Annotated in this window: 21 protein-coding genes; 15 read left to right on the forward strand and 6 right to left on the reverse strand. The window is 43.3% G+C overall.

Translation table 11 applies throughout. The features are described from left to right. Entirely contained in the window at positions 1-195 is a 195-nt protein-coding gene (locus MHH65_RS03240) for a hypothetical protein (protein WP_024424515.1), read from the forward strand. Positions 196-216: 21 nt separating this feature from the next. After that, entirely contained in the window at positions 217-1062 is an 846-nt protein-coding gene (ablB, locus tag MHH65_RS03245; RefSeq protein WP_268413487.1) for a putative beta-lysine N-acetyltransferase, read from the forward strand. Here the strand turns inward: ablB and MHH65_RS03250 are convergent. Continuing rightward, positions 1057-2715, reverse strand: a complete 1659-nt coding sequence (locus tag MHH65_RS03250) for a PucR family transcriptional regulator ligand-binding domain-containing protein (RefSeq protein ID WP_342497893.1) — start codon at positions 2713-2715, stop codon at positions 1057-1059. The two genes, ablB and MHH65_RS03250, sit on opposite strands and share 6 nt — an antisense overlap. A gap of 191 nt (positions 2716-2906) precedes the next feature. Here MHH65_RS03250 and MHH65_RS03255 point away from each other — a divergent pair, with 191 nt between their 5' ends. The 4 genes from MHH65_RS03255 to MHH65_RS03270 are packed head-to-tail and all read left to right on the forward strand — an operon-like array spanning position 2907 to position 6891. Then, entirely contained in the window at positions 2907-4271 is a 1365-nt protein-coding gene (locus MHH65_RS03255; protein WP_024426693.1) for an aspartate aminotransferase family protein, read from the forward strand. A 12-nt stretch (positions 4272-4283) separates the two neighbouring features. Continuing rightward, positions 4284-4970 (forward strand): CoA transferase subunit A, encoded by a 687-nt coding sequence (locus MHH65_RS03260; RefSeq protein WP_024426692.1) that lies wholly within the window; start codon positions 4284-4286, stop codon positions 4968-4970. Next, positions 4946-5611 carry a 3-oxoacid CoA-transferase subunit B gene (locus MHH65_RS03265; protein ID WP_024426691.1) on the forward strand — a complete coding sequence of 222 codons (666 nt, stop codon included), beginning with the start codon at positions 4946-4948 and terminating at the stop codon, positions 5609-5611. The genes MHH65_RS03260 and MHH65_RS03265 overlap by 25 nt, the downstream gene beginning before the upstream one ends. A gap of 14 nt (positions 5612-5625) precedes the next feature. Then, positions 5626-6891, forward strand: coding sequence for a peptidase (locus MHH65_RS03270; protein ID WP_024426690.1), 1266 nt, complete (start codon positions 5626-5628; stop codon positions 6889-6891). A gap of 31 nt (positions 6892-6922) precedes the next feature. Here MHH65_RS03270 and MHH65_RS03275 read toward each other — a convergent pair whose 3' ends face one another. Further along, a complete protein-coding gene (locus MHH65_RS03275) occupies positions 6923-7144 on the reverse strand; it encodes a DUF2892 domain-containing protein (RefSeq protein WP_024426689.1) in 222 nt (73 codons plus the stop codon). A gap of 125 nt (positions 7145-7269) precedes the next feature. Between MHH65_RS03275 and MHH65_RS03280 the strand changes: the two genes are divergently transcribed. Beyond that, positions 7270-9012, forward strand: a complete 1743-nt coding sequence (locus MHH65_RS03280) for an adenine deaminase C-terminal domain-containing protein (protein WP_024426688.1) — start codon at positions 7270-7272, stop codon at positions 9010-9012. A 561-nt stretch (positions 9013-9573) separates the two neighbouring features. Then, complete coding sequence (locus MHH65_RS03285; RefSeq protein ID WP_024424524.1) at positions 9574-9888, forward strand: YerC/YecD family TrpR-related protein; 315 nt, start codon at positions 9574-9576, stop codon at positions 9886-9888. A 251-nt stretch (positions 9889-10139) separates the two neighbouring features. Here MHH65_RS03285 and MHH65_RS03290 read toward each other — a convergent pair whose 3' ends face one another. Then, a complete protein-coding gene (locus MHH65_RS03290) occupies positions 10140-11720 on the reverse strand; it encodes an FMN-binding glutamate synthase family protein (RefSeq protein WP_061110524.1) in 1581 nt (526 codons plus the stop codon). Positions 11721-11859: 139 nt separating this feature from the next. Here MHH65_RS03290 and MHH65_RS03295 point away from each other — a divergent pair, with 139 nt between their 5' ends. Continuing rightward, on the forward strand, positions 11860-12090 hold the full coding sequence (locus MHH65_RS03295; protein WP_017366762.1) for a hypothetical protein: 231 nt from the start codon (positions 11860-11862) through the stop codon (positions 12088-12090). Between the two features lie 23 nt (positions 12091-12113). Here the strand turns inward: MHH65_RS03295 and MHH65_RS03300 are convergent, their stop codons facing one another. Continuing rightward, entirely contained in the window at positions 12114-12479 is a 366-nt protein-coding gene (locus tag MHH65_RS03300; protein WP_034282823.1) for a DUF2283 domain-containing protein, read from the reverse strand. A 273-nt stretch (positions 12480-12752) separates the two neighbouring features. Between MHH65_RS03300 and MHH65_RS03305 the strand changes: the two genes are divergently transcribed. From MHH65_RS03305 to MHH65_RS03325, 5 genes are all read left to right on the forward strand, one after another. After that, positions 12753-13445, forward strand: a complete 693-nt coding sequence (locus tag MHH65_RS03305; protein ID WP_041108669.1) for a heptaprenylglyceryl phosphate synthase — start codon at positions 12753-12755, stop codon at positions 13443-13445. Between the two features lie 57 nt (positions 13446-13502). Further along, the gene (pcrA, locus tag MHH65_RS03310) at positions 13503-15725 is read left to right on the forward strand and encodes a DNA helicase PcrA (protein WP_251232657.1); all 2223 of its coding nucleotides are present in this window, start codon (positions 13503-13505) and stop codon (positions 15723-15725) included. 44 nt (positions 15726-15769) lie between these two features. Then, a complete protein-coding gene (gene ligA / locus MHH65_RS03315) occupies positions 15770-17776 on the forward strand; it encodes an NAD-dependent DNA ligase LigA (RefSeq protein ID WP_268413508.1) in 2007 nt (668 codons plus the stop codon). Positions 17777-17818: 42 nt separating this feature from the next. Further along, on the forward strand, positions 17819-18988 hold the full coding sequence (locus MHH65_RS03320) for a CamS family sex pheromone protein (RefSeq protein ID WP_231122822.1): 1170 nt from the start codon (positions 17819-17821) through the stop codon (positions 18986-18988). Positions 18989-19115: 127 nt separating this feature from the next. After that, on the forward strand, positions 19116-20123 hold the full coding sequence (locus tag MHH65_RS03325; protein ID WP_034282815.1) for a phosphotransferase: 1008 nt from the start codon (positions 19116-19118) through the stop codon (positions 20121-20123). 43 nt (positions 20124-20166) lie between these two features. Here MHH65_RS03325 and MHH65_RS03330 read toward each other — a convergent pair whose 3' ends face one another. Together MHH65_RS03330 and putP are read right to left on the reverse strand one after the other, a co-directional pair. Next, positions 20167-20865 (reverse strand): MgtC/SapB family protein, encoded by a 699-nt coding sequence (locus tag MHH65_RS03330; protein WP_171464090.1) that lies wholly within the window; start codon positions 20863-20865, stop codon positions 20167-20169. Between the two features lie 161 nt (positions 20866-21026). Continuing rightward, complete coding sequence (putP, locus tag MHH65_RS03335) at positions 21027-22508, reverse strand: sodium/proline symporter PutP (RefSeq protein ID WP_024426679.1); 1482 nt, start codon at positions 22506-22508, stop codon at positions 21027-21029. Positions 22509-22928: 420 nt separating this feature from the next. Here putP and gatC point away from each other — a divergent pair, with 420 nt between their 5' ends. Next, a complete protein-coding gene (gene gatC / locus MHH65_RS03340) occupies positions 22929-23219 on the forward strand; it encodes an Asp-tRNA(Asn)/Glu-tRNA(Gln) amidotransferase subunit GatC (protein WP_024424549.1) in 291 nt (96 codons plus the stop codon). Positions 23220-23230 lie beyond the last annotated feature (11 nt).

Raw genomic sequence — 23230 nt, forward strand, 5'->3', positions numbered from 1 at the left:
ATGGTCATTCAAGGAATCATTCTATTTGCAATTGTGTTACTTATTTTATTTATACTGTTCTCCAATCTCATCATGTATGAAGCGAGAAAGCAAAACAAAGCCAAAAAAGGCTCAGCCATTAGGTATATGATCATGTCGATTTTTTCTGGTATCGTCATTGTTTCATTTTCCATTTGGATTTTTTTTATTAGCTGATTTATAAGAGAGGATGAGTATATGGTGCAATTGAAGGAACTTGCAAACGAGCGTTTTTCTGCCTCGATCTGTATTGATTCATTTAATGAGCGCATCCGTTTGGATGACTACAGCGGCAGGGTGAGGGATGTGATTCAGTCGGTTCTAAAGGAAGCGGCAGACTGCAAGGCTTCTAAGGTCATTGTGAAAGTCAGGCGTGAGCATATGCCTCTTTTTTTAGAAAAAGGCTTTCGGCTTGAAGGCGTGTTTTCTCATTATTTTCTTGGAAGTGATGCGTACGGCATGTCGCTCTTTCTGACGGAGGATCGGATGAACAGCCCGTATTGGCTGAAGGAAGATGAAATTGTTGCGTCTATTCAGGAAAAGCCTCTCAAAAAAGACCAAGGCACGTGGCAGGATGAGTATGTGATGAGGAAAGCCGATCCGAAGGATATTCACAAGCTGGCAAAGCTCTATGATACCGTTTTTGAAACGTATCCTACGCCAATGAATGAGCCAGATTACATCCAAAAGGTGATGGAGGAAGGGACGGTCTTTTATGTCGTTGAACATGACGGGAACATTGTGAGTGCGGCATCCGCTGAAATCAATGCGCCGTATGGTCATGCGGAATTAACAGATTGTGCGACCCTTCCATCATACAGAAAACTAGGATTCATGCATCATTTGATTCTAGCACTCGAAAAAGAACTTCAATCCATGCACATCTATGTCTTTTATTCTCTCGCACGTGCACTGTCCTATGGAATGAACCAAGTGTTTTATCAGCTCGGCTATACGTATACCGGGCGTTTCCAAAACAACTGCTATATTTTTGACAAAATTGAAGATATGAATCTATGGGTGAAAACGCCGAATGAATCATGAAATGGTTCTCATCTGATCAAGCAGACCAGATAGGCGGTACGCCATGATACTGAGCTGCAGCTTCATCCGGTCATCCGTGGATTTGAGGCTGCAGCCTGTTCTCGTTTCAATTTGTTTTAAGCGATAGCTTAATGTATGCCTGTGAATAAACAATTCCCCCGCAGATTTTTGAATATTTTCATTGTGTGTCAAATACACTTCGAGTGTATGGATCAGGTCAGCCCCCTGTTTTTTCGTATAAAGCAAGGGACTTAACAGCTCCACGTAAAAGTCATGCAAATTCATACCCGCTTCATTCATTTCAAGCAGCATCCCGTATAAGCCGAGCTTCTGATAATGAATGATGCATTCGTCTGTCTTTAAAAGTGGAAGAAGCCTTGCTGCATACTGTGCTTCCTTCGCGCTTTTTGCAAAGAGACCGATCTGGTCATAGGCTCTCCCGATGCCAATCACAATCGGATGGACGGGAAAAAAATAAGACCAAGTGCTCCGGCACTCCTCTGCTGCGCGATACCACTCCGCTTCTTGAAATGCTTTTTTTCCTGCTGGCGTAAGAACAAAAATGGAATCGAGCCTTGTTTTAAGTAAAAAAGGAATATGTCTGCGTTCAAATATCGACGTGAGCAATTGAGACAGGCGCTGCATCATTTGGTGATCGAGCTGTGTGTGCTGATGCTGAAATTGAAAGTAGATGACCACCTGCTCATCGCTCATATCGTATTGCAGCTTTGTTGCCTGTTCGACCACATAGCTTTCTTCTGTGTATTGCTGCTGCAAAATATCATCTAACAAATGACCTTGCATTTGGTTTTCTGTATCTTGAATGGCTTTTTGCTTCAGCCATTCAATCGCATACACCGCCCCGGCATGCTCGATGGCAATTGCGTCGAGATGATGCCACGCATCTTTTTTCTTTAAAGATACAATAAACCCAAAAATATCGCCCATCGCAATCACCGGACATGCAGCGAGGACAAACGCACCGCACGTGTCATAAACGAGCCGTCCTTTCTCCTCAGCCTGCTTGAGAAGAGGCGTTGTTTCGATTGGTTCACGATCTGTCAGAAAGCCAAAAGCAGGAGAGTACGTCACTTCATCTTTTATGAGATGAGCTGCTGTTTGATGTAAAAAAACATCAAGCACGACGATGTTTGCCGAAGTGAGATGTGCCAGCTCATCTGTAATTTGCGTGACATTTTTATTGCTTACATTTAAATGAGTCAGTCTTTGGTGAATGGCTGAAGAATATTTAAGCTGATGGAGCTGGCTGCTGACGATTTGCTCTAGGACGGCTTTTGTAATGTCTGAGAAGTTGACATGTGAAGGAATCTCGATGAGTGGAATGCCGCTGTTTTTGGCAGCTTCGATCAGTGATGCAGGAATTTCCGTTAAGTACACGCCTTTATAAATCGCAATGGCCGATAGGTGTTGAGATTGAATCAGCTCCTCAAGCCGGGTGCGCCTTTCCTGATTGTCTGCAAGCCCAAAGCCGGTTGTGACGAGCAGTTCCCCTTCTGAAAGCCTTGAAGTATCTTCGATAATTTCCACGATGGTCACCCACTGAATGAGACGATCCAGTCCATTTTCCCCAGCAAGCAGCTTTGTTTCCTTCATGATATCGAGCGAGAGTGCATCTTTGACGAGAATCGCCATAGACTCATGACCTCCTTTTGAACACTCTTATACACGATGTATAAAAAATACGTGTGAAATTCGGGCATGTGGCGAATGGAGGATGACTGCCCTCTTGATTAAGCTAATCTTATAACAAGTATACAAAATTTTCTTGCGATTCATGAAAAAAGAAAGATGCAGCTGCTGACGAGAGAGGGAGGAATGACAAAGTGGAGACCCGGGATTACTTAATCAAACCGATGTTGAATCAGCATTATCCTGTGGCTGTGAAAGGAGAGGGGATTTATTTATATGATCGGGACGGGAAAAAATATTTAGACGGCTCATCGGGTGCTGTCACGGCGAGTATTGGACATGGCATACGAGACATCATTGATGCCATGACAGAGCAAGCGGAAAAGGTGAGCTTTACGTACAGATCACAATTCACAAATGAACCAGCAGAAGAACTTGCCTATGAATTGAGTACGCTCTGCCCAGGGAACCTGAACTGGTCTTTTTTTGTCGGAAGCGGATCAGAGGCAACAGAAACCGCCATGAAAATTGCCATTCAGCATTGGCAGGAGCAGGGGAAGGCTGAGAAGAATCACATCATTTCAAGATGGATGAGTTATCATGGCATCACACTCGGTGCGCTGTCGATGTCAGGGCATATTGCAAGGAGAGAGCGCTTTGAACCACTGCTCGAAAAACACCCGGTGCTGTCTCCGCCATACAGCTACCGTTCGTGGCTGCCAAAGGAAGAAAGCAAGCAGGTCGAATGGTATGTACAGGAATTTAAAACTGTCATCCAGCGTATAGGAAAAGAGAGGATTGCGGCTTTTATTGCAGAGCCGATTGTTGGAGCAGCGGGCGCGGCGCTTGTTCCGCCAGATGGATATTTTGCGGCGATGAAGCGAGTTTGTGAGGAAAACGATATTTTAATGATTGCAGATGAAGTCATGACAGGCTTTGGACGAACTGGGAAAATGTTTGCCATGGAACATTGGGGCGTCGTACCAGATATTATGGTACTCGGAAAAGGCATGAGCGCCGGCTATTCACCAATTGCAGCAGCTGTCTCAGCGGATCATGTGATTGCACCGATTCTCAGCGGTTCGGGCTCTGTGATGGCAGGCCACACTTATAGCGGCAATCCGCTTTCAGCAGCCGTCTCACTGGCTGTCATTCGATACATGAAAAAACACCAGCTTTCAGAACGGGCTGATCTGTCTGGCCGATATTTAATGAATGCTTTAAAGGATTTGCAAACAAAACATTCCATCATAGGGGATGTGAGAGGAAAGGGACTGCTCATTGGCATTGAGTTTGTCGCAGACCGATTATCGAAAACACCATTTCCTGCCCATGCTCAAATGACGCATTTAGTTGTGGAGACGGCCAAGCAAAATGGTTTGCTTGTTTACCCAGCAAGCGCTGGAGAGGATGGTGTGGGAGGTGCAGCGGTCATGATCGCACCACCTCTTTCCATTACGCAGCAGGAGATGGATGAACTGATTCATTTATTCGGGCAGACAATGACGCAGGTCGAGCAAGAAGTCATCAATCGAGGGTTTTTCCCATCTGCCATGTAGGGAGGAAAAATGATGAACAAAACAGCGAACTTTGATCAAGTCATCACGCATTTTAGAGACGGAATGACCATCATGTTTGGCGGCTTTGGCGGTGTGGGGTCCCCGCCATCATTGATCGATGCCATCCTAGAAGCCAATATCAAAGACCTGACATTGATCGGAAACGATGCAGGCTTCCCGCAAATCGGTGTTGGCAGGCTGATCACAGAAGGAAGAGTGAAGAAAATCATTGCCTCTCATATTGGCTCAAATCCAATTGCCGGGCAGAAAATGCAGGCAGGTACACTAGACGTTCTTTTTTACCCGCAGGGCATCCTAGCAGAAAAGATCAGGGCAGGCGGGATGGGTTTAGCGGGCATTGTGACAGATGTCGGCATGGATAGTCTCAATCTTGATGAGAAACAATTGGTTCAGCTGGATGGAAAGAAGTATATTCTTGAGCCTGCACTGACTGCGGATATCGCGATTGTGAATGCCCTCAAAGCAGATGAAGCAGGCAACCTGATTTTTGATAAAAGCGCGCGGAATACAAACCCGATTGTGGCGATGGCAGGAGACTGGACCATTGCGGAAGTAGAAGAGATTGTGCCTGTTGGTAGGCTTCATCCAGAGGAAATCGTCACACCAGGCGTATTTGTGAACCAGATCGTGCAATCAAAAGGAGTGAACTGGACATGGGCATGGGAGACATCGATTTAAGACACCGCATAGCCAAACGCGCGGCACAGGAAATTGAAGATGGGATGATCGTCAATCTTGGGATCGGCATCCCGACCCTTGCAGCTGAATACATCCCAGCACATTACGAGGTGTGGCTGCATGCAGAAAACGGCATTATGGGAGCAGGCGGTTCACCAGTACAAGGGGAAGAAGATCCGAATTTGTGCAATGCCGGCGGTTTTCCCATTACGTTAACAAAAGGCGGCTCATATATGGACAGCACAACCGCTTTTGGCATCATTCGCAAAGGAATGCTGGATATGACCATTTTAGGTGCACTTGAAGTCAGCAGTCATGGGGATCTTGCCAATTGGATTGTGCCAGGGAAACGAGTGCCGGGTATGGGTGGAGCGATTGAACTTGCGCAAAAAGCGAAAAAGGTGGTGGTCGTGATGAGCCACCTTGATAAACATGGACAATCTAAGATAAAAGCAGCCTGCACGCTGCCCTTAACTGCTAAGTCTTGTGTAGATCTGATTATTACGGATATGGCAGTCATTGAGGTCAAATCACAGCTGCTCATTTTGCGTGAAGTCATGCCGCCGTATCAGCCGGAAGATGTCATGAGGGCGACAGAGGCGCCGCTCATTTTAGCGCCTGATGTCAAATCTGTTGTGTAGAAAGGATGACCGACTTGCAGCCAACCACACGTATCAGAAACTGGATGAAAGAGCATAAGGAGGAAGCCGTGACGCTTCTTCAGCAAATGGTGCAATGTGACAGCACACAAGGAAATGAGCAAGAAGTACAGCAAATCGTAGCAAATAAACTTTCTGCCATTGGCTTTGATGTTGACATGTGGGACATTGGCGGAGATGACTTGCTGAACCATCCGTATTTTTATTCCCCGAGGCGTTCCTTTAACGGAAGTCCCAATGTCGCTGGACGATTGAAAGGTAAAGGAGGCGGCAAATCTATTTTATTAAATGGGCATGTGGATGTTGTCCCGGCAGGAGATCACAAACAATGGACATATCCGCCCTACAGCGGGCATATCATAAACGGGAGACTTTATGGACGCGGGGCAACAGATATGAAAGGTGGAAACGTTTCTTTACTCTTTGCACTTGAGGCACTGCATGCGCTTCAGATTCCGCTGAAGGGAGATGTTGTGTTTCATAGTGTTGTCGAAGAAGAGAGCGGCGGTGCAGGCACCCTTGCAGCCATACTAAGAGGATATACCGCAGATGCAGCCATCATTCCAGAGCCAAGTCATATGAAAATCTTTCCGATTCAGCAGGGATCTAAATGGTTCAGACTGCATATTAAAGGAAGGGCTGCTCATGGCGGAACAAGATATCACGGCGTTTCTGCTATTGAAAAGAGCACGATTGTCCTTTCACATATAGCGGCACTTGAAGAAGAAAGAAATCAGCGAATCACCGAGCCGCTGTTTCAGCATATCCCAATCCCGATCCCAATCAATATCGGGAAAATTCAAGGCGGTGATTGGCCATCCTCTGTAGCAGACCTTGTCACAATGGAAGGCAGGCTCGGGGTGATGCCCGGTGAAACGGTAGAACAGGCAGAGAAGGAATTAGAAAATTGGATGGCAGGACTCGGAGAAAAAGATGAATGGTTCCAAGAGCATCCTGTTGAGGTCGAATGGTTTGGTGCAAGATGGCTTCCGGGTTCAATCGATACAGATCATCCGCTTTTAGGTTTATTGAAGGAACAATATGAAGCGGTCATGAAGCAGCCGCCGAAAATCGAAGCCGCCCCTTGGGGAACGGACGGCGGATTACTGTCACAAGCTGCAGGTATTCCGATCATCGTGTTTGGACCGGGAACAACGGAGCTTGCCCATTTTCCGAATGAATCCATTGACATTGAGCATGTGATTGAAGCAGCTGAAATTATTGCAGGGACAATGGTCGAATGGTGTGAAGCAGCGGAATGAGATGAAAATGATCACAAAAAAGAAGGCTGCCTTACTCAGCCTTCTCTTTATGTGTGTCCTGCTGCTCACACATATATGTCACTGGACAAAAACGAAGAATGCCAGACCCCAGTTTCATACCGCCAAACATGATGCTAAAAAGCAGCATTTTACTCCATGGTTTTCTAGCATATAAGGATCCAGCCACAGTACATATTGTCATTCCGCAGGCAATTCTAATGAGCGCTTCCATTAAGCCGAGATTAGGTTTCATTGAAGGTGAATCTCCTTTTTTAAATTATTTTAAGTGTGATTTCAAGAAATTGTAACGTTTCATTAATGCGTAACGTAGTTCGTTATGTTACGATAGGGCTAATACAAATGAAGGAGAGTATGTGAATGTCCGAACGTACTTTTAATTGGAGAAACAATGACATCCGCACACAAATCGATGTAGTCGACTCAAAAATAGTTCCAACACTCCTTTTAACGAATGGACTCGTGCTTAACCCGTTTTTGAAGCAATGGGTGAAGGCAAATATTTGGATACATGATGATCGAATTGTTTATGTCGGAGCAGAGCTTCCTCAAAATAAATCAGCTAAACGTGTGATTGATTGTGAAGGGAAATACATTGTGCCTGGGTATATAGAGCCTCACGCGCATCCGTTCCATATTTATAATCCCCAATCACTTGCAGAATATGTGTCTCAATTTGGCACAACAACGATGGTCAGCGATAACTTATTTCTTCTTTTGCAAAGCAATGAAAAGAAAGCGCTTTCCACCCTATGTGAATTAAAAAAGCAGCCATTTCAGTATTTCTGGTGGTCCAGATACGATCTTCAAACGGAAGTCAGATATGAAGATGAGATGCTGCCAGTCAACTACCGGAAGGAATGGATTGATCATCCTGACGTCCTCCAAGGCGGCGAATTAACAAGCTGGCCAAGATTGATGGACGGTGATGATCTCATTTTATATTGCATGCAAGAAACAAAGAAGCAGAGAAAACGAATTGAAGGGCATTTCCCTGGAGCTTCTGAGAAAACGCTAACAAAAATGAAGCTGTTTGGCGCGGACAGTGATCATGAAGCGATGAATGCCGACGATGTGTTAAAACGCTTGTCCCTTGGCTATCATGTTTCATTGCGGCATTCTTCCATCCGCCCAGATTTAGTGAACATTTTAAGAGAACTGCATGAGCGTGACTTTAGACACTATGATCACTTTTTCTATACAACAGATGGTGCTGCCCCTCACTTTTATGAGGAAGGCATGATTAACCGTTTGATTTCGATTGCCCTTGAAGAAGGCGTGCCGATCATTGATGCGTATAATATGGCGACATTTAACATTGCAAAATACTATCAAATTGATGATTTATTAGGCGTTGTTGGCCCAGGCCGGCTGGCATCTTTAAACATTTTAGATGATCCAATGAACCCAAATCCCGAAACGGTGATATCTAAAGGGGTTATTCTCAAATTAGATGGCGAGAACCAGCATCAATTCCAAGAAACAAAATGGGAAAATGGCGGGCTTGCTCCATTAGATTTAAGCTACGACCTCACGATGAGTGATTTGCAATTCTCTATGCCGCTAGGTGTGAAGATGAGAAATGCTGTCATCATGGAGCCTTATACAGTGGAAATTGATAACTCAATCAACCAGCTGTCATGTGACCATGATCAAAGCTTCTTTAGCCTGATTGACCGAAAAGGTGAGTGGCGTGTGAATACGATGCTAAAAGGGTTCGCAAATAAAGTGCAGGGCTTTGTCAGCTCATTTTCGCTCACGGGTGATATTTTAGTGATCGGGAAAAATAAAGAAGATATGATGCTGGCACATAAGCGGATGAAAGAAATTGGCGGGGGAATCGTACTCACAGAGAACGGGAAAATTTTGCACGAAATCCCGCTGCAATTATCAGGCTGTGCATCGGCTGAACCGTTTGAGACTGTTCTTCAGCAGGAACAAACATTACGCGAGCTGCTCATTGAGCGCGGCTATCCATTTGACTGCCCAATTGATACACTTGTCTTTTTCCAAAGTACACATTTGCCGTATATTCGAGTGACACCAAGAGGAATATTTGATGTCATGAAAAAAACTGTACTCTTTCCGTCTATAATGCGTTAAAATATAACAGAGTGGAGCTGTATCATCTTTGCCGCATTTCTGACTGCTGTTATAGGGCAGAAGTGAGCCATGGTTCTCTTCACTGCCATGTAAGTGATCATGATCTTATGTGGAACTGTTGACAAAGCAGAGGGCTTTGACATGACGAATGAAGTACTCTAATTGTAAAATGAATTTGCCGGTTACGCTGACCGGCCAACATATTTTGAATAACCCGAGCAAGGCGGGGCGCATATTTGTGGTCTCGCCGAGCTTTCCGTAAAGCCTGTATATGAGGGCAGAAGACCTAACCAAGCAGAAGTCATCTTTATACCGGAAGCAAACAAGTTTGTCAGATTGTCATACAAGGAAAATGACAGAACTTGTCGAATTTGTTTACGATAAAGAAGCTTCGGCTTACGAAAGAACCTGACGGCATTTTCAGCGTAGAACCAAACCTGTCATGATCTGTTCAAAGCTCATTGCTGAGGTTTTAAAAAAATTAGTCAGGAAAGATACCGCTTTCTTAGAAGAAGATCGTGCGAAGCGGTGTGGCAATAGTAAAGGAGAAGATGTATTAAGATGCAAATTGATAAATTAAGGGGCAAAAGCTTAGATCAGTTATTCAACTCCATCTTATCCCTTAAAGACCTGGAAGAATGTTATCGATTCTTTGATGATTTATGTACCATCAATGAAATCCAATCTTTATCACAGCGTCTTGAAGTAGCGCGTATGCTTCGTGAGGGAAACACGTATCATAAAATTGAGACGGAAACAGGTGCAAGCACTGCAACCATCTCACGTGTCAAACGCTGCTTGAACTATGGCAACGATGCCTATACAATGGCACTTGACCGCGTAGCAGAACAGCAGGAAAATAACGAAACAAAATAAAGCAGCTTTCACTGTAAACAATCCTTTTCACGAAAAATGGACTTGTTTGCAGTTTTTTTATGAAAAGGCGGGCAGGGGCTGATAAAGTGTCCCTGTTTTTTTACTTTAGCTCGCCCATCAACCATCTTTCTCCTTTATAGGAGATGCCGTCTTCACTAGAGATGATTTTCTTAAATCCTACTGTTTGCAAACTTAGTACGCGATTGATCAAAAATATTAACAAAAAAGGCGCGTTTCCGCACCTTTTCGAGCTAGACAGATGGCTGTGTGCCTGAGAACATCGGCACTTCGCTTGTCTCGCCATTCTCTTGTCTAAAAATAATATGTTTTTCATTAAAATGAATAGGCGATTCTAGACCCGCAGCTGCGGATAAATTAAACAAACCTTCTCTAAGAGACAGGATATAATTGCACACTCGGTATTTTTTTTCTTCAATCGATAAACCCTTTTGCAGCTTTGGATCAGTCGTGGCGACCCCGACTGGGCATTTATTCGTGTGGCAGACTTGGGCGCGAATGCATCCGACTGAAAACATGAGACCTCTGGCAATATTCACAAAGTCAGCTCCCATTGAAAGGGCAATCGCAATTTTATCAGGAGAGAGAAGCTTGCCAGAAGCAAAGAGCTTCACCTGATGTCTGACACCGTATTCTTTCAATATTTGATGAACCATTGGGAGCGCCGTGAAAATCGGCAGCCCTGCGGAATCCGCCAATTCATGAAAGGACGCCCCTGTACCGCCTTCTCCGCCATCCACTGTAATGAAATCAGGGTGTTTCCCGCTTTTTTTCATATAGCTGGCGAGCTCTTCAATATTTTCTTTATGTCCGACAACAAGTTTGATTCCAACTGGCTTTCCTCCTATACTCCGCAGCTGTTCAATGAAATCAAACATGTCAGGAATGGAGTGGAACATCTCAAAGCGGTTTGGGCTGTCAATGGATTGGTGAGGCGGCAATTTACGGATATTCGCTATTTCTTCCGTCACCTTTTCGCCGTCAATATGACCGCCGCGTGTTTTTGCTCCTTGTGCCAGCTTGAGTTCAAAGGCTTTGACTTCCTCGTGTTCGCTTTTTTTCTTGAATTCTTCAAAGGAAAATGAGCCATCCTCTGTTCTAACGCCAAATAAACCAGGCCCAATCTGGCAAATAATATCTGCGCCGCCTTTGAGGTGATAGGGAGAAAGCCCGCCTTCACCTGTGTTCATCCACGTCCCGCCGGCCATTTTTAATCCTGAGGATAGAGCTGTAATCGCCCTGTCGCCTAAGGAGCCGTAGCTCATGGCAGATTGACCGATCAGTCCTTTCACATGGAAAGGCTTTTGACATGTGTGTTCGCCAATGACTTGTACATCCTCTTGATGGAGAAAGTAAGGATTTGCTTCGACTTCTTTGACATGTTCACTTCTTCGCAGTAAATTGTCTTGATCAATCTGATACACTTTTGTTTTGATTTTTTCAGATTGATCGATTCGTAGTTCATTTCGCTGCTTTGGAAACAGGACGTTTCGAATATAATAGCCTGGCTTGTCAAAATCACGTTTTGATCCAAAGCCCATCGTCCGGCTTTTGTACTTCCCAGACATGACCGCCTGCTCGTATTCTCTTCTTGAGAAGGGCAGCTCCTCTCGGTCATTCAGAAACAGATATTGGCGAAGCTCAGGTCCTATTTTTTCAAAGATAAACCGCAGCTTTCCAATGACCGGATAATTTCGCAGAACTGAATGTTCTTCTTGTTTTTCATCCCTCATCCAAATCCAGATCAATAGAATGATTGGGATGATCAAACAAATGACTAGCAATGCGCCGATGACAATTAAGGTTGTTGTCACGAAGATCCCCTCTTTTCTCTTTCATTGCTGTTGTTATTCCACTTTTTAATGAAAGAGAAACCACACCAGCATATTGTGACGTTTAGAAATGAAAAGGCGGGGTAACTTACAAATAAGATCATAAGGGGAGGGAACATACATGAATAAGCGTCCAAATGCGTATGTACTTGCAGGATTAGGGGTTGGAGGAGCTGTGTTATTAGCGGTAAAAAATAAACAGCATCTGAAAAAATGGGCAAGCATGTTCCGGTCAGATGAAAAGGTTCCTGAAAAAGCCGGCCACCCAGATCCATTAGATATCCAAGACAACAAGATGGTCGACGAAGGGGCCATGACATCCGTCCATTATTTTAATGAAGTGAGACAATAATTTGAAAAAACCGTTTTGAAAGATCAAAACGGTTTTTTTCTTGTGATGTTATAGCGAAGAGGATCGAAAATAGTAAAACCGATCAGCTCATTGTGATCAGGTGTTGAGAATTGGAATTCAACGCCTGACAGTTGATAGGTTGAGAGAATTTCCTGATCCGTCAAACGTAAAGAAAGCTCATCCTCATAAACCGGTGTGTTCCGCAGCACTTTGGATTCTTCTGAAAATAACTCCAAGCCAGCCACTCGGCCCTCTTGGTCGATATCTACATTGACACATTCATTGACATCTAATTCAATGGTTTTTTTGATTTTCATATGCTTCGCTTGCGGGGTGATATAGATGTATCCGATGTCTATATTTTGTTCATATGTAATCGTTCTTTTCAACTGAGTCACCTCTGCTTAATAGATGGTTTTTAAATCTATAGTAAAATATTCCTTTATTGTATAATAGTATGTGACAAAGTGCCAAAATAACAACCTCTTTCAGCTCCTCTTCTAGTGGATTTTTTATCTATTCTCCAGCAATTTTATGTAAAGTCACGATCACCCATTTTCAAAAGAATGAAACTTTTAGCTAAAGGAGGTTACCCATTTTTTGCGGCCTTTGATTTTGTTATAATATTTAAATGGAATGAAACGAATGGAGGAACGTTTTTCATGTATGATGTTACCGAGTGGAAGCATGTCTTTAAACTCGATCCAAATAAAGAAATTTCCGATGAACAGCTAGAAGCGATTTGCGAATCTGGGACGGATGCCATATTGATTGGCGGAAGTGATCATGTGACAGAGGACAACGTGCTTCAATTGATGTCAAAGGTCCGCCGGTTTCTAGTGCCATGTGTGCTCGAAATCTCCACACATGAGATGATTGTGCCTGGCTTTGATCTGTATTTCATCCCGACCGTTTTAAACAGCTCTCACCCTGACTGGATTGTTGGGCTGCACAAGGACGCAATGAAGGAATTCGGTGATTTGATGTCAATGGAAGAGATTGTGCCTGAAGGCTATGTGATCTTAAATGAAGATTGTAAAGCGGCCAAGCTTACAGAGGCAAATACAGCGCTGGATATTGATGACGTCAGGGCATATGCAAGAGTGGCAGAGCATTTGATGAAGCTGCCCATTTTTTATCTGGAATACAGCGGAACGCTTGGAGACATAGAGCTTGTCAAAGAAACAAAAGCAGTGCTTGATGAAACAGTTCTTTTTTATGGCGGCGGCATCCAGAACGCTAAGCAGGCAAAAGACTTCTCGCAGCATGCAGACGTTGTGGTTGTAGGAAACGTCATTTATGACAATTTCAAAGAAGCTCTAAAGACAGTCGAAGCAGTCAAAAAGTCATCATAGTCAAATAAGACGAAACGGGTTAAAATAGAACATAAGTTCGAATTGGCGGTGAATGGAATGAATGAAATATCGAATCATCTATTAGAAGGACTGAATGACGCGCAGAAAGAAGCAGTCAAAGCAACAGACGGTCCTCTATTGTTGATGGCAGGAGCAGGAAGCGGGAAGACACGGGTGCTCACACATCGAATTGCCTACTTAATGGCAGAAAAGCATGTGGCGCCGTGGAACATTTTAGCGATTACATTTACAAATAAAGCAGCACGTGAAATGCGTGAACGTGTCCAGTCTATTTTAGGGCCTGGCGCTGATGACATCTGGATCTCTACGTTCCACAGCATGTGTGTCCGTATTTTAAGACGCGATATTGACCGCATTGGTGTGAATCGCAACTTCTCTATTTTAGACACATCTGACCAGCTTTCAGTTATTAAAAACATTTTAAAAGAACGGAATATCGATCCTAAAAAGTTCGACCCGCGCAGCATTTTAGGTTCCATCAGCAGTGCAAAAAACGAACTCATTGACGCAGAGGAATACGCCAAAACAGCTGGTGATTTCTATGATCAAGTGGTCAGCGATGTCTATACAGATTATCAAAAGCGTTTACTCAAAAACCAATCACTCGACTTTGATGATTTAATTATGATGACAATTCGTCTGTTTGAGCGCATTCCTGAAGTATTAGAGCACTATCAGCGGAAATTCCAATACATTCATGTGGATGAGTATCAGGATACGAACAGAGCACAGTACATGCTTGTGAAACTGCTCGCGCAGCGCTTTCAAAATATATGTGTTGTCGGTGACTCGGATCAGTCTATTTATCGCTGGCGCGGAGCGGATATTACAAACATTCTCTCCTTTGAAAAAGATTATCCATCCAGTGAAGTGATTCTGCTTGAGCAAAATTACAGATCGACGAAACGCATTTTGCATGCCGCAAATACGGTCATTCAAAACAATGCAAACCGGAAGCCGAAAAATCTTTGGACAGAAAATGATGAAGGAGCGAAGATCGCCTATTACCGTGCAGATAATGAATTCGGTGAAGGACAATTTGTCGCAGGAAAGATTCGTCAGCTTCATCAGAGCGGAAAGCGCAAATTATCCGATTTTGCGATCCTTTACCGGACAAATGCCCAGTCTCGTGTCATAGAGGAAACGTTAATGAAAGCCAACATTCAATACAACATTGTCGGCGGCACAAAGTTCTATGACAGAAAAGAGATCAAGGACATTTTGGCATACTTACGCCTAGTGGCAAACCCAGATGACGATATTAGTTTTGCGCGAATTGTCAACGTACCAAAGCGCGGAATCGGTGCGACATCTGTTGATAAAATTGCAGCATATGCGGAGATGAATGACCTGTCTATGTTTGAAGCACTTGGTCAGGTGGATTTCATTGGACTGAGTGCACGGGCAGCCAATGCGCTTGATGAGTTCAAACAGCTCATTGATCAAATGACGAACATGCAGGATTATTTATCTGTCACTGAATTAACAGAAGAAATTCTAGAGAAAACAGGCTATCGTGAAGCGCTGAAGCTTGAAAAAACGATTGAAGCACAAAGCCGCTTAGAAAATATTGACGAGTTTTTATCCGTCACTAAGAATTTTGAAGAACAAAATGAGGACAAATCACTTGTGACCTTCCTGACAGATCTCGCCCTCGTCGCAGACATTGATAAACTGGATGAGAATGAAGAAGAAGATCAGGATGCCGTCATCTTAATGACACTTCACGCTGCAAAAGGTCTAGAATTCCCTGTTGTTTTCTTAATGGGAATGGAGGAAGGTGTCTTCCCGCACAGCCGTTCATTAATGGAAGATGCAGAGATGGAAGAAGAGCGCCGCCTCGCTTATGTTGGCATCACACGGGCTGAAGAAGAGCTTTATTTATCAAGTGCAAAAATGAGAACACTTTTCGGCCGGACAAACATGAACCTTGAATCAAGATTCATTCGAGAAATACCAGCCGATTTATTGGACAACCTAAATGAGAAAAAAGAAACAAAAACACCGTTTGGTCAAACAAGAGAAAGACCGCAAAGACGGGGACCTGTCTCACGTCCGCAAACACAAACGATTCAAAACACAGGCGGCGGCAGTATTGGCTGGGCTGTGGGCGATAAAGCGGCCCATAAAAAATGGGGCGTTGGTACGGTTGTGAGTGTGAAAGGCAGCGGAGACAGCACAGAGCTTGATATTGCGTTCCCAAGCCCTACAGGCATTAAGCGTCTTCTCGCAGCATTTGCACCAATCGAGAAGCAATAGACTGATCGGACTGACAAAACGGATGAATTGAAAGGAAGAAGCAGATGGATAAAGAAGCAGCGAAACGCCGGATCGAGGAACTGCACCAGATTTTGAATCAATACAACTACGAATATCATACACTTGATCGTCCAAGTGTTCCTGACGCTGAATATGATGCCCGGATGCGTGAGCTGATTTCTCTGGAGGAAGAGCACCCTGATTTAAAAGCAGCGGATTCTCCTTCACAAAGAGTAGGCGGCGCTGTTTTAGACGCCTTCCAAAAAGTGCGTCACGGCACACCGATGCTCAGCCTTGGGAATGCGTTTAATGAACAGGACCTTCTTGATTTTGACCGCCGGGTTCGTCAAGCAGTCGGTGACGATATCGCATACAATGTCGAGCTGAAAATTGATGGACTCGCTGTTTCTCTCCGTTATGAAAATGGCGTGTTTGTCCGAGGAGCGACACGCGGAGATGGAACAACGGGGGAGGATATTACTGAAAACCTCAAAACGATTCGTTCCATCCCGCTTAAAATCAAACGCCCTCTGTCGATTGAAGTGAGAGGCGAGGCATTTATGCCAAAACCTTCTTTTGAAGCACTAAATGAAAAAAGAATACAAAACGAAGAAGAGCCGTTTGCAAACCCGCGTAATGCGGCTGCAGGTTCACTTCGTCAGCTTGATACGAAAATTGCAGCGAAACGAAACCTTGATATATTCGTCTACAGTATAGCGGAGCTTGATGAAATTGGTGTTGAAACGCAAAGCGCAGGACTTGATCTTCTCGACGAACTTGGCTTTAAAACAAACAAAGAAAGACGGATGTGCCAAACGATCGAAGAAGTCATCGACCTCATTGAAACATTAAAAGTAAAGCGTGCCGATTTTTCATATGAAATCGATGGAATTGTCATTAAAGTCGATTCACTGGCTCAGCAGGAAGAACTCGGCTTTACAGCAAAAAGCCCGCGCTGGGCGGTTGCGTACAAGTTTCCGGCTGAAGAGGTCGTAACGAAGCTGCTTGATATTGAACTAAGCGTCGGGCGTACAGGCGTAATTACACCAACAGCGATTCTTGAGCCTGTCAAAGTAGCAGGGACGACAGTGCAGCGTGCATCTCTTCATAATGAAGATTTGATCAAAGAAAAGGATATTCGCTATTTTGATCAGGTGATTGTGAAAAAAGCCGGCGATATTATTCCTGAAGTCGCAGGTGTCCTTGTCGATCAGCGTACAGGCGAAGAAAAGCCGTTTCACATGCCAACTGAATGTCCAGAGTGTCATAGTGAGCTGGTGCGAATCGAAGGAGAAGTGGCCTTGCGATGCATCAATCCAGAATGTCCTGCCCAAATACGTGAGGGTCTCATTCACTTCGTTTCCCGTAATGCAATGAATATTGATGGGCTTGGCGAGCGGGTCATTACACAGCTCTTCAAGGAACAGCTCGTTTCTCGTGTGTCAGACCTTTACCGATTAACGAAAGAAGAGCTGATTCAGCTTGAACGAATGGGCGAAAAATCTGTCGACAATTTACTGCGATCGATTGAGCAGTCGAAAGAAAACTCTCTTGAGCGTTTACTATTTGGACTCGGCATTCGATTTATTGGTTCAAAGGCGGCTAAGACCTTGGCGATGCATTTCGAAAACATCGATCAATTAAAGCAAGCAACGAAAGAACAATTACTTGAAGTCGACGAAATTGGTGAAAAAATGGCTGATGCCGTCGTCACGTACTTTGAGAAAGAAGAAATACTCGATCTGCTGAACGAACTAAAAGAGCTTGGAGTCAATATGGCCTATACAGGGCCAAAGCCGGTAAAAGCAGAAGAAAGTGATTCCTATTTTGCAGGAAAAACCATTGTGCTGACAGGAAAGTTAGAAGAAATGGCTCGAAACGATGCAAAAGCAGCGATCGAAGCATTAGGCGGCAAGCTGGCAGGCAGTGTGAGTAAAAAAACAGATCTAGTCATTGCCGGAGAAGCAGCGGGGAGTAAGCTGACAAAGGCAGAAGAACTCAATATTGAAATTTGGGACGAAGCTAAAATGCTCGAGGAGCTAAAGAAATAAGAGGAGTGTTTTCTATTGAAAAAGTTGTTATTGCTGCTGACAATGCTCACACTGGTATTGTCAGCGTGTGCACCTTTTGGGGGAAAGGAAGAGGAAGAGGTCACACAAAAAACGGATGAAACGAAGGAAACAAAGGAAACAGCCATCATCCCGATGTACAATATCTCAGACTCCTATTACAAAATGGTGCTGCCGTTTAAACAAGGAGCTGCGAGAGGTTTAACAGCGGAGCGTCTCAACACACGCTTAGACATTGATGAATTTGAAACAGGACTCATGCGCCTCGCAACAGAGTCATTTAATACAAACGACTATCTTTTCCAAGAAGGACAGCATTTAGATGAGGACACCGTTCTCAGCTGGCTGGCACGCAAAAAAACAGGCAGTGATCTGAAAAAGGCAGAAAAAGAAGATAAAGACTTTAAGAATCTAGGCTTAAATCCTGCTCTTCCAAACTCAGGTTCAACAAAGTCTAAAAATGAAAATAGTCCTATCTACTTAGCTTCGATGCTAGAGCATAATTACTTAATTCGAAAAGACAAAAACAGCTTACAGCTTGGCGGAGTTGTCATTGGTCTTGCACTGAACTCTGTTTATTATTACCGTGAAAAGATCGGTGACCCGCAGCAAGAGGTGACCATCGATTCATCGAAAAATTCAAAGAAACTTTTGGCAGAGGGTGAAAAAATCGCTGAACAAGTGGTCAAGCGCATTCGTCAAATGGACGGACTGCAAAAAGTGCCTGTCATGATTGCCCTTTATAAGCAAGCACCAAAATCATCTATCGTTCCAGGCAACTTTATCGCCAAAACGGATGTGAAAGCAGGCTCTGCTGATATCGGAAATTGGGATACGCTCAATGAGGAGAATGTATTCTTCCCTTCCGATAATGCGAAAAGCAGCTACAAAGATGATTCAGAGCGATTTGACCGCTTCAAGACAAAGGTCGAAGACTACTTCCCGAATTACACTGGTGTTGTAGGAAAAGGCTTTTACAAAAACGGCAACCTGCAAAAAATGAAAATCGAAATTCCAATGCAGTTCTATGGAAAAACGGAAGTTGTAGCCTTCACACAATATTTAACGGGTGAAGTCATGGATTATTACAAGAGTACCAATATTGAAATCAACATCACATCTTCTGATCAACAAGAAGCCCTGATCACGAAAAATGCTGAAGACAAAGAACCGACTGTTCATATATATGACTAAATAAGAGGGATTTCCAAACTCTTGTCAAAATATTAGTAGAAACCAAGAAGAAAGGCAGGTATGTTGATGCTCGTATAATGCTGATTACCGTCAAGAACATTTAAAAAGACGATAAAGGAGAATCAGCATGCATAAAGAAGTAAAAGCACGATACGATGAACAGAAAGTCTTAAAGAAAGCGGCTCACTTGTATAAATTTCAGCTTGACCAAGTCACATTTCTAGCCGATGCAGAAAATTATGTGTATGAATATAAGGCAATGAATGGGGAGAATTATATATTAAAAATCACCCATACCATTCGTCGTTCACCCACATATATTTTAGGAGAAATGGACTGGATTCGATTCCTGTCTCATCATGGTATTTCCGTAGCAAAGCCGATTTCATCAGCAAGAGGAAAAGACGTTGAAACCATTCCTGATCAAGCCGGAGGCGCATTTTTACTCCGTGTGTATGAAAAAGCACCGGGGAGAAAAGTGAATGAAGGAGATTGGAATGGGGAGCTGTTTGAAGCGTTAGGGTCCTATACAGGACGAATGCATCAAATAACAAAACGATATCAAGTAAAAGACCCTCTTTATAAGCGTCAAGAGTGGTATGAAGAGGAGCAATTAAAGCTTGATCAATATATTCCGTCTGATCAAACGGTTGTTTTGCGAAGAAAAGATGAACTGATGCAAAAGCTTCACCAGCTCCGAATTTCGAAGGATGTGTATGGGCTGGTGCATGCCGATTTGCATCACGGGAACTTTCATTATCATCAAGGAGAGATTATCGCATTTGATTTTGATGATATTGGATATCACTGGTTTATCAATGATATTAGTATTTTGCTATACAATGTTCTTTGGTATCCAGTGATTCCATATGATGATAAAGCTGAATTTACGGCAGAATTTATGAGTCATTTTTTAAAAGGCTATCGACAGGAGAATGAGCTTGATGACGCGTGGCTGGCAACAATCCCTGATTTTCTCATGCTGCGTCATATGCTTATTTATGGGCTTTTACATCAAGCATTTGATCTCCAAACAATGACTTCTGACCAAAAAGCCATGCTGTCATGTTTTCGAAAGGAAATTGAGCAAAAAACACCAATTACTCCTTTTGACTTTCAACAGCTGGCCCGATAAAAGAAACCCCTTGCTGTGTCAAACAGCAAGGGGTTTTTTATGACTACACCGTATCACACTTCACGCCAACGACGCCTTCTAGATCTTTAATATCAAAGTACACATCGGTTGTATAGCGGTCTTTATGCACACGTACGCGTACTTCCATGATCGGATAGTCCTTTTCTTTTAAATCATCAATTCGTACAGAATGAATGCGGATATTGAGGGCTTTCATTTCTTTTAAAATATCGGTCATGCGGTTTCTGTCAGAAAGAGACATTCTGATGCGGATTTCTTTTTCCTGCAGGCGAATCGGTCCGATCCGCTGGAAGAGCCATGGCAGGAATTCGACACTAATGAGAATAAAGAAAAGACTGAGGAAGGCTTCTTTATAAAACCCTGCACCTGTTGCAACCCCAAGCCCTGCTGCTCCCCAGATCATCGCAGAAGTCGTGAGACCTGAGATGACATCATTGCTTTTTCGAAGAATCACACCTGCTCCAATAAAACCAACACCAGATATAATTTGCGCCGGTAACCTGAGTGGGTCCATTTGAAGCTTAGAGACTCGAGGGAAATTGTAGGCTGCATCAATGCTGATGATGGTTAAGACGCAGGAGCTGACAGCAATGACAATACACGTTTTTAAGCCGAGGGGCTTTTTCTTCAGCTCCCGTTCAAGCCCGATAATCAGACCGATTAAGGTGGCCACGGCTAATTTTAAGACTGTATCCCATTCAATTGTCCAAAACATGCATATCGCTCCTTTCACTTCATGTACGTTTCACAACATGTATATGATCTTCTCACAGCCCATATGGCTGCACAACTCTTATTTTATTCAGTTTCTGAAGAAAGAAAAGCTTTTTATTTTATTTAAAAAGAGAGTCATCCGCATAGGGCAGATGACTCTTCAATTCTTTATTTTGTTTCTTCTTCAAGATGATCTTCCATTTTGTTGAAAAGCTGTTTTGATGCTTTTGACGGCTTACTTGTCAATAAGCTCACAATAATGGCAGCTAATCCACTAAGGGTAAAGCCTGGAATCATTTCATAAATACCTGTGGCATGGTTGAGGCCTGTTGTAATCCATGTCAGAACCACAACTGCACCAACGATCATTCCAACTAGGGCACCGTGATGATTCATTCGTTTCCAGTATAGGCAAAGCAAGATGACTGGACCAAATGAAGAACCAAATCCTGCCCACGCATAACCGACAAGGTCAAGAATGGTGTCACTTGGGTTAAGTGAAAGGCAGAGAGCAATCACAGCGACAACGAGTACAGACATCCGGCCAATCATGACGAGCTCTTTGTCTGATGCTGTTTTTCTAAAGAACGTTCTGTATAAATCCTCTGTCATCGCACTTGCTGTGACAAGCAGCTGAGACGAAATTGAACTCATAATCGCAGCTAAAATGGCAGAAAGTAAAAATCCAGTGATATATGGATGGAACAATACTTTAGAAAATACGATAAAGATGGTTTCAGGGTCAGCCAGGTTCATACCCGTTTCATGAACATAGGCAACACCCACTAAACCGACAGACAGTGATCCAATCACTGAAATAATCATCCAGCTCATTCCGATTCGGCGTGCTGGTTTTAAATCTTTAACGGACGTAATGGCCATAAAGCGCACAATAATATGCGGCTGTCCAAAGTAACCTAGTCCCCAAGCAAGGAAGGAAATAATGCCAATGACGCTCGTTCCTCTAAAAATATCAAGCAATTTAGGGTCAATCTGTTGAATATCTTGGAATGTAGCAACAGGTCCGCCTAATTGTGTAAAGGCAACGATCGGCACGAGCACTAATGCTAAAAACATGATAGCTCCTTGGACAAAGTCCGTTAAGCTCACTGCCAAAAAACCGCCGAACAATGTATACAAAATGACAATACTTGACGTCAAAATCAGTCCAAACATGTAGTGAGCACCGAATGCTGACTCAAATAAACGTCCGCCTGATACCATCCCAGACGATGTATACAGCGTAAAGAAAATTAAAATGATGACGGCTGAAACAGCTTTTAATAAAGCAGATGAACCTTTGAAGCGTTTATCAAAGAAATCAGGAATCGTAATCGCATCATCCGCAATCTCTGTATAAGAACGTAAACGAGGTGCAAGAATGAGGTAGTTCAAGTAAGCACCAACGATTAAACCAATCGCAAGCCAGGCTGTCGATAAACCTGTTTTATACATTTCACCTGGCACACCCATCAGCATCCATCCACTCATGTCCGCAGCACCTGCTGAAAGGGCTGTAACGAATGGGCCAAGCCCGCGTCCGCCAAGCATATAATCATTTAAATTATGTGTTTTCCTGAATGCATACCAGCCAATGGCAAGCATCCCGATAAAATAAATAGATAAGGAAATTGTAACTTCAATACTCATTTTGTGTTCTCACCTTTTTCGTATTAATTTGACATCACCTCAATCAAAATATACAGAAGAGCGATGGCAGCTTTTTTGCTTGACTGTCCCGCTCACTGCTATGGTTACTTAACCTAACAGAGTATTCCCAAGTGATCAACCTGCCTAAACCTCTTCATTTTGAAGAAAAAATGGACAGATCGGTGATAAGAACCAGTATGTAAGCGATTACAAAAATAAACAAAAGTAAAAATTTTCTGAAAAATAAAAAGTCAGAAGAATATTTCCTTTATTGGTTTGATAAAAAGACGTTTTCAAGAGAACGAACCTTTCACGGCACCTGCGTAAAGTTGCTTTAGAACAGTAAAATTTGATATGATAAAGTGTATATGACTTATGATCATGACCACGAGTACGCATCATTTTTGGAGGTGAACCTGCATGTCAAGAATTTCAATAGAAGAAGTCAAGCACGTTGCGCATTTAGCAAGGCTTGCGATTACAGAAGAAGAAGCTGAGATGTTTACAGAACAGCTTGATAGCATCATTTCATTTGCAGAACAGTTAAACGAGGTAGATACGGAAAACGTTGAACCTACTACACACGTATTAAAAATGAAAAACGTCATGAGAGAAGATGTTCCGAATAAAGGTCTTTCCATTGAGGCAGTCGTCAAAAACGCGCCTGATCATAAAGACGGCTATATTCGTGTGCCATCAATTTTGGACTAAAGGAGGCCCGA

Origin of the sequence: Bacillus sp. FSL L8-0654 (assembly GCF_038629965.1) — a bacterium.
In the GTDB taxonomy this organism is placed as follows: domain Bacteria; phylum Bacillota; class Bacilli; order Bacillales; family Bacillaceae; genus Bacillus; species Bacillus safensis.

Coding starts and splice junctions, on each gene's coding strand:
- MHH65_RS03240 (WP_024424515.1), top strand. CDS start 1: ATGGTCATTCAAGGAATCATTCTATTTGCAATTGTGTTACTTATTTTA.
- ablB (WP_268413487.1), top strand. CDS start 217: ATGGTGCAATTGAAGGAACTTGCAAACGAGCGTTTTTCTGCCTCGATC.
- MHH65_RS03250 (WP_342497893.1), bottom strand. CDS start 2,715: ATGGCGATTCTCGTCAAAGATGCACTCTCGCTCGATATCATGAAGGAA.
- MHH65_RS03260 (WP_024426692.1), top strand. CDS start 4,284: ATGAACAAAACAGCGAACTTTGATCAAGTCATCACGCATTTTAGAGAC.
- MHH65_RS03265 (WP_024426691.1), top strand. CDS start 4,946: ATGGGCATGGGAGACATCGATTTAAGACACCGCATAGCCAAACGCGCG.
- MHH65_RS03275 (WP_024426689.1), bottom strand. CDS start 7,144: ATGAAACCTAATCTCGGCTTAATGGAAGCGCTCATTAGAATTGCCTGC.
- MHH65_RS03280 (WP_024426688.1), top strand. CDS start 7,270: ATGTCCGAACGTACTTTTAATTGGAGAAACAATGACATCCGCACACAA.
- MHH65_RS03285 (WP_024424524.1), top strand. CDS start 9,574: ATGCAAATTGATAAATTAAGGGGCAAAAGCTTAGATCAGTTATTCAAC.
- MHH65_RS03295 (WP_017366762.1), top strand. CDS start 11,860: ATGAATAAGCGTCCAAATGCGTATGTACTTGCAGGATTAGGGGTTGGA.
- MHH65_RS03305 (WP_041108669.1), top strand. CDS start 12,753: ATGTATGATGTTACCGAGTGGAAGCATGTCTTTAAACTCGATCCAAAT.
- pcrA (WP_251232657.1), top strand. CDS start 13,503: ATGAATGAAATATCGAATCATCTATTAGAAGGACTGAATGACGCGCAG.
- ligA (WP_268413508.1), top strand. CDS start 15,770: ATGGATAAAGAAGCAGCGAAACGCCGGATCGAGGAACTGCACCAGATT.
- MHH65_RS03320 (WP_231122822.1), top strand. CDS start 17,819: ATGCTCACACTGGTATTGTCAGCGTGTGCACCTTTTGGGGGAAAGGAA.
- MHH65_RS03325 (WP_034282815.1), top strand. CDS start 19,116: ATGCATAAAGAAGTAAAAGCACGATACGATGAACAGAAAGTCTTAAAG.
- putP (WP_024426679.1), bottom strand. CDS start 22,508: ATGAGTATTGAAGTTACAATTTCCTTATCTATTTATTTTATCGGGATG.
- gatC (WP_024424549.1), top strand. CDS start 22,929: ATGTCAAGAATTTCAATAGAAGAAGTCAAGCACGTTGCGCATTTAGCA.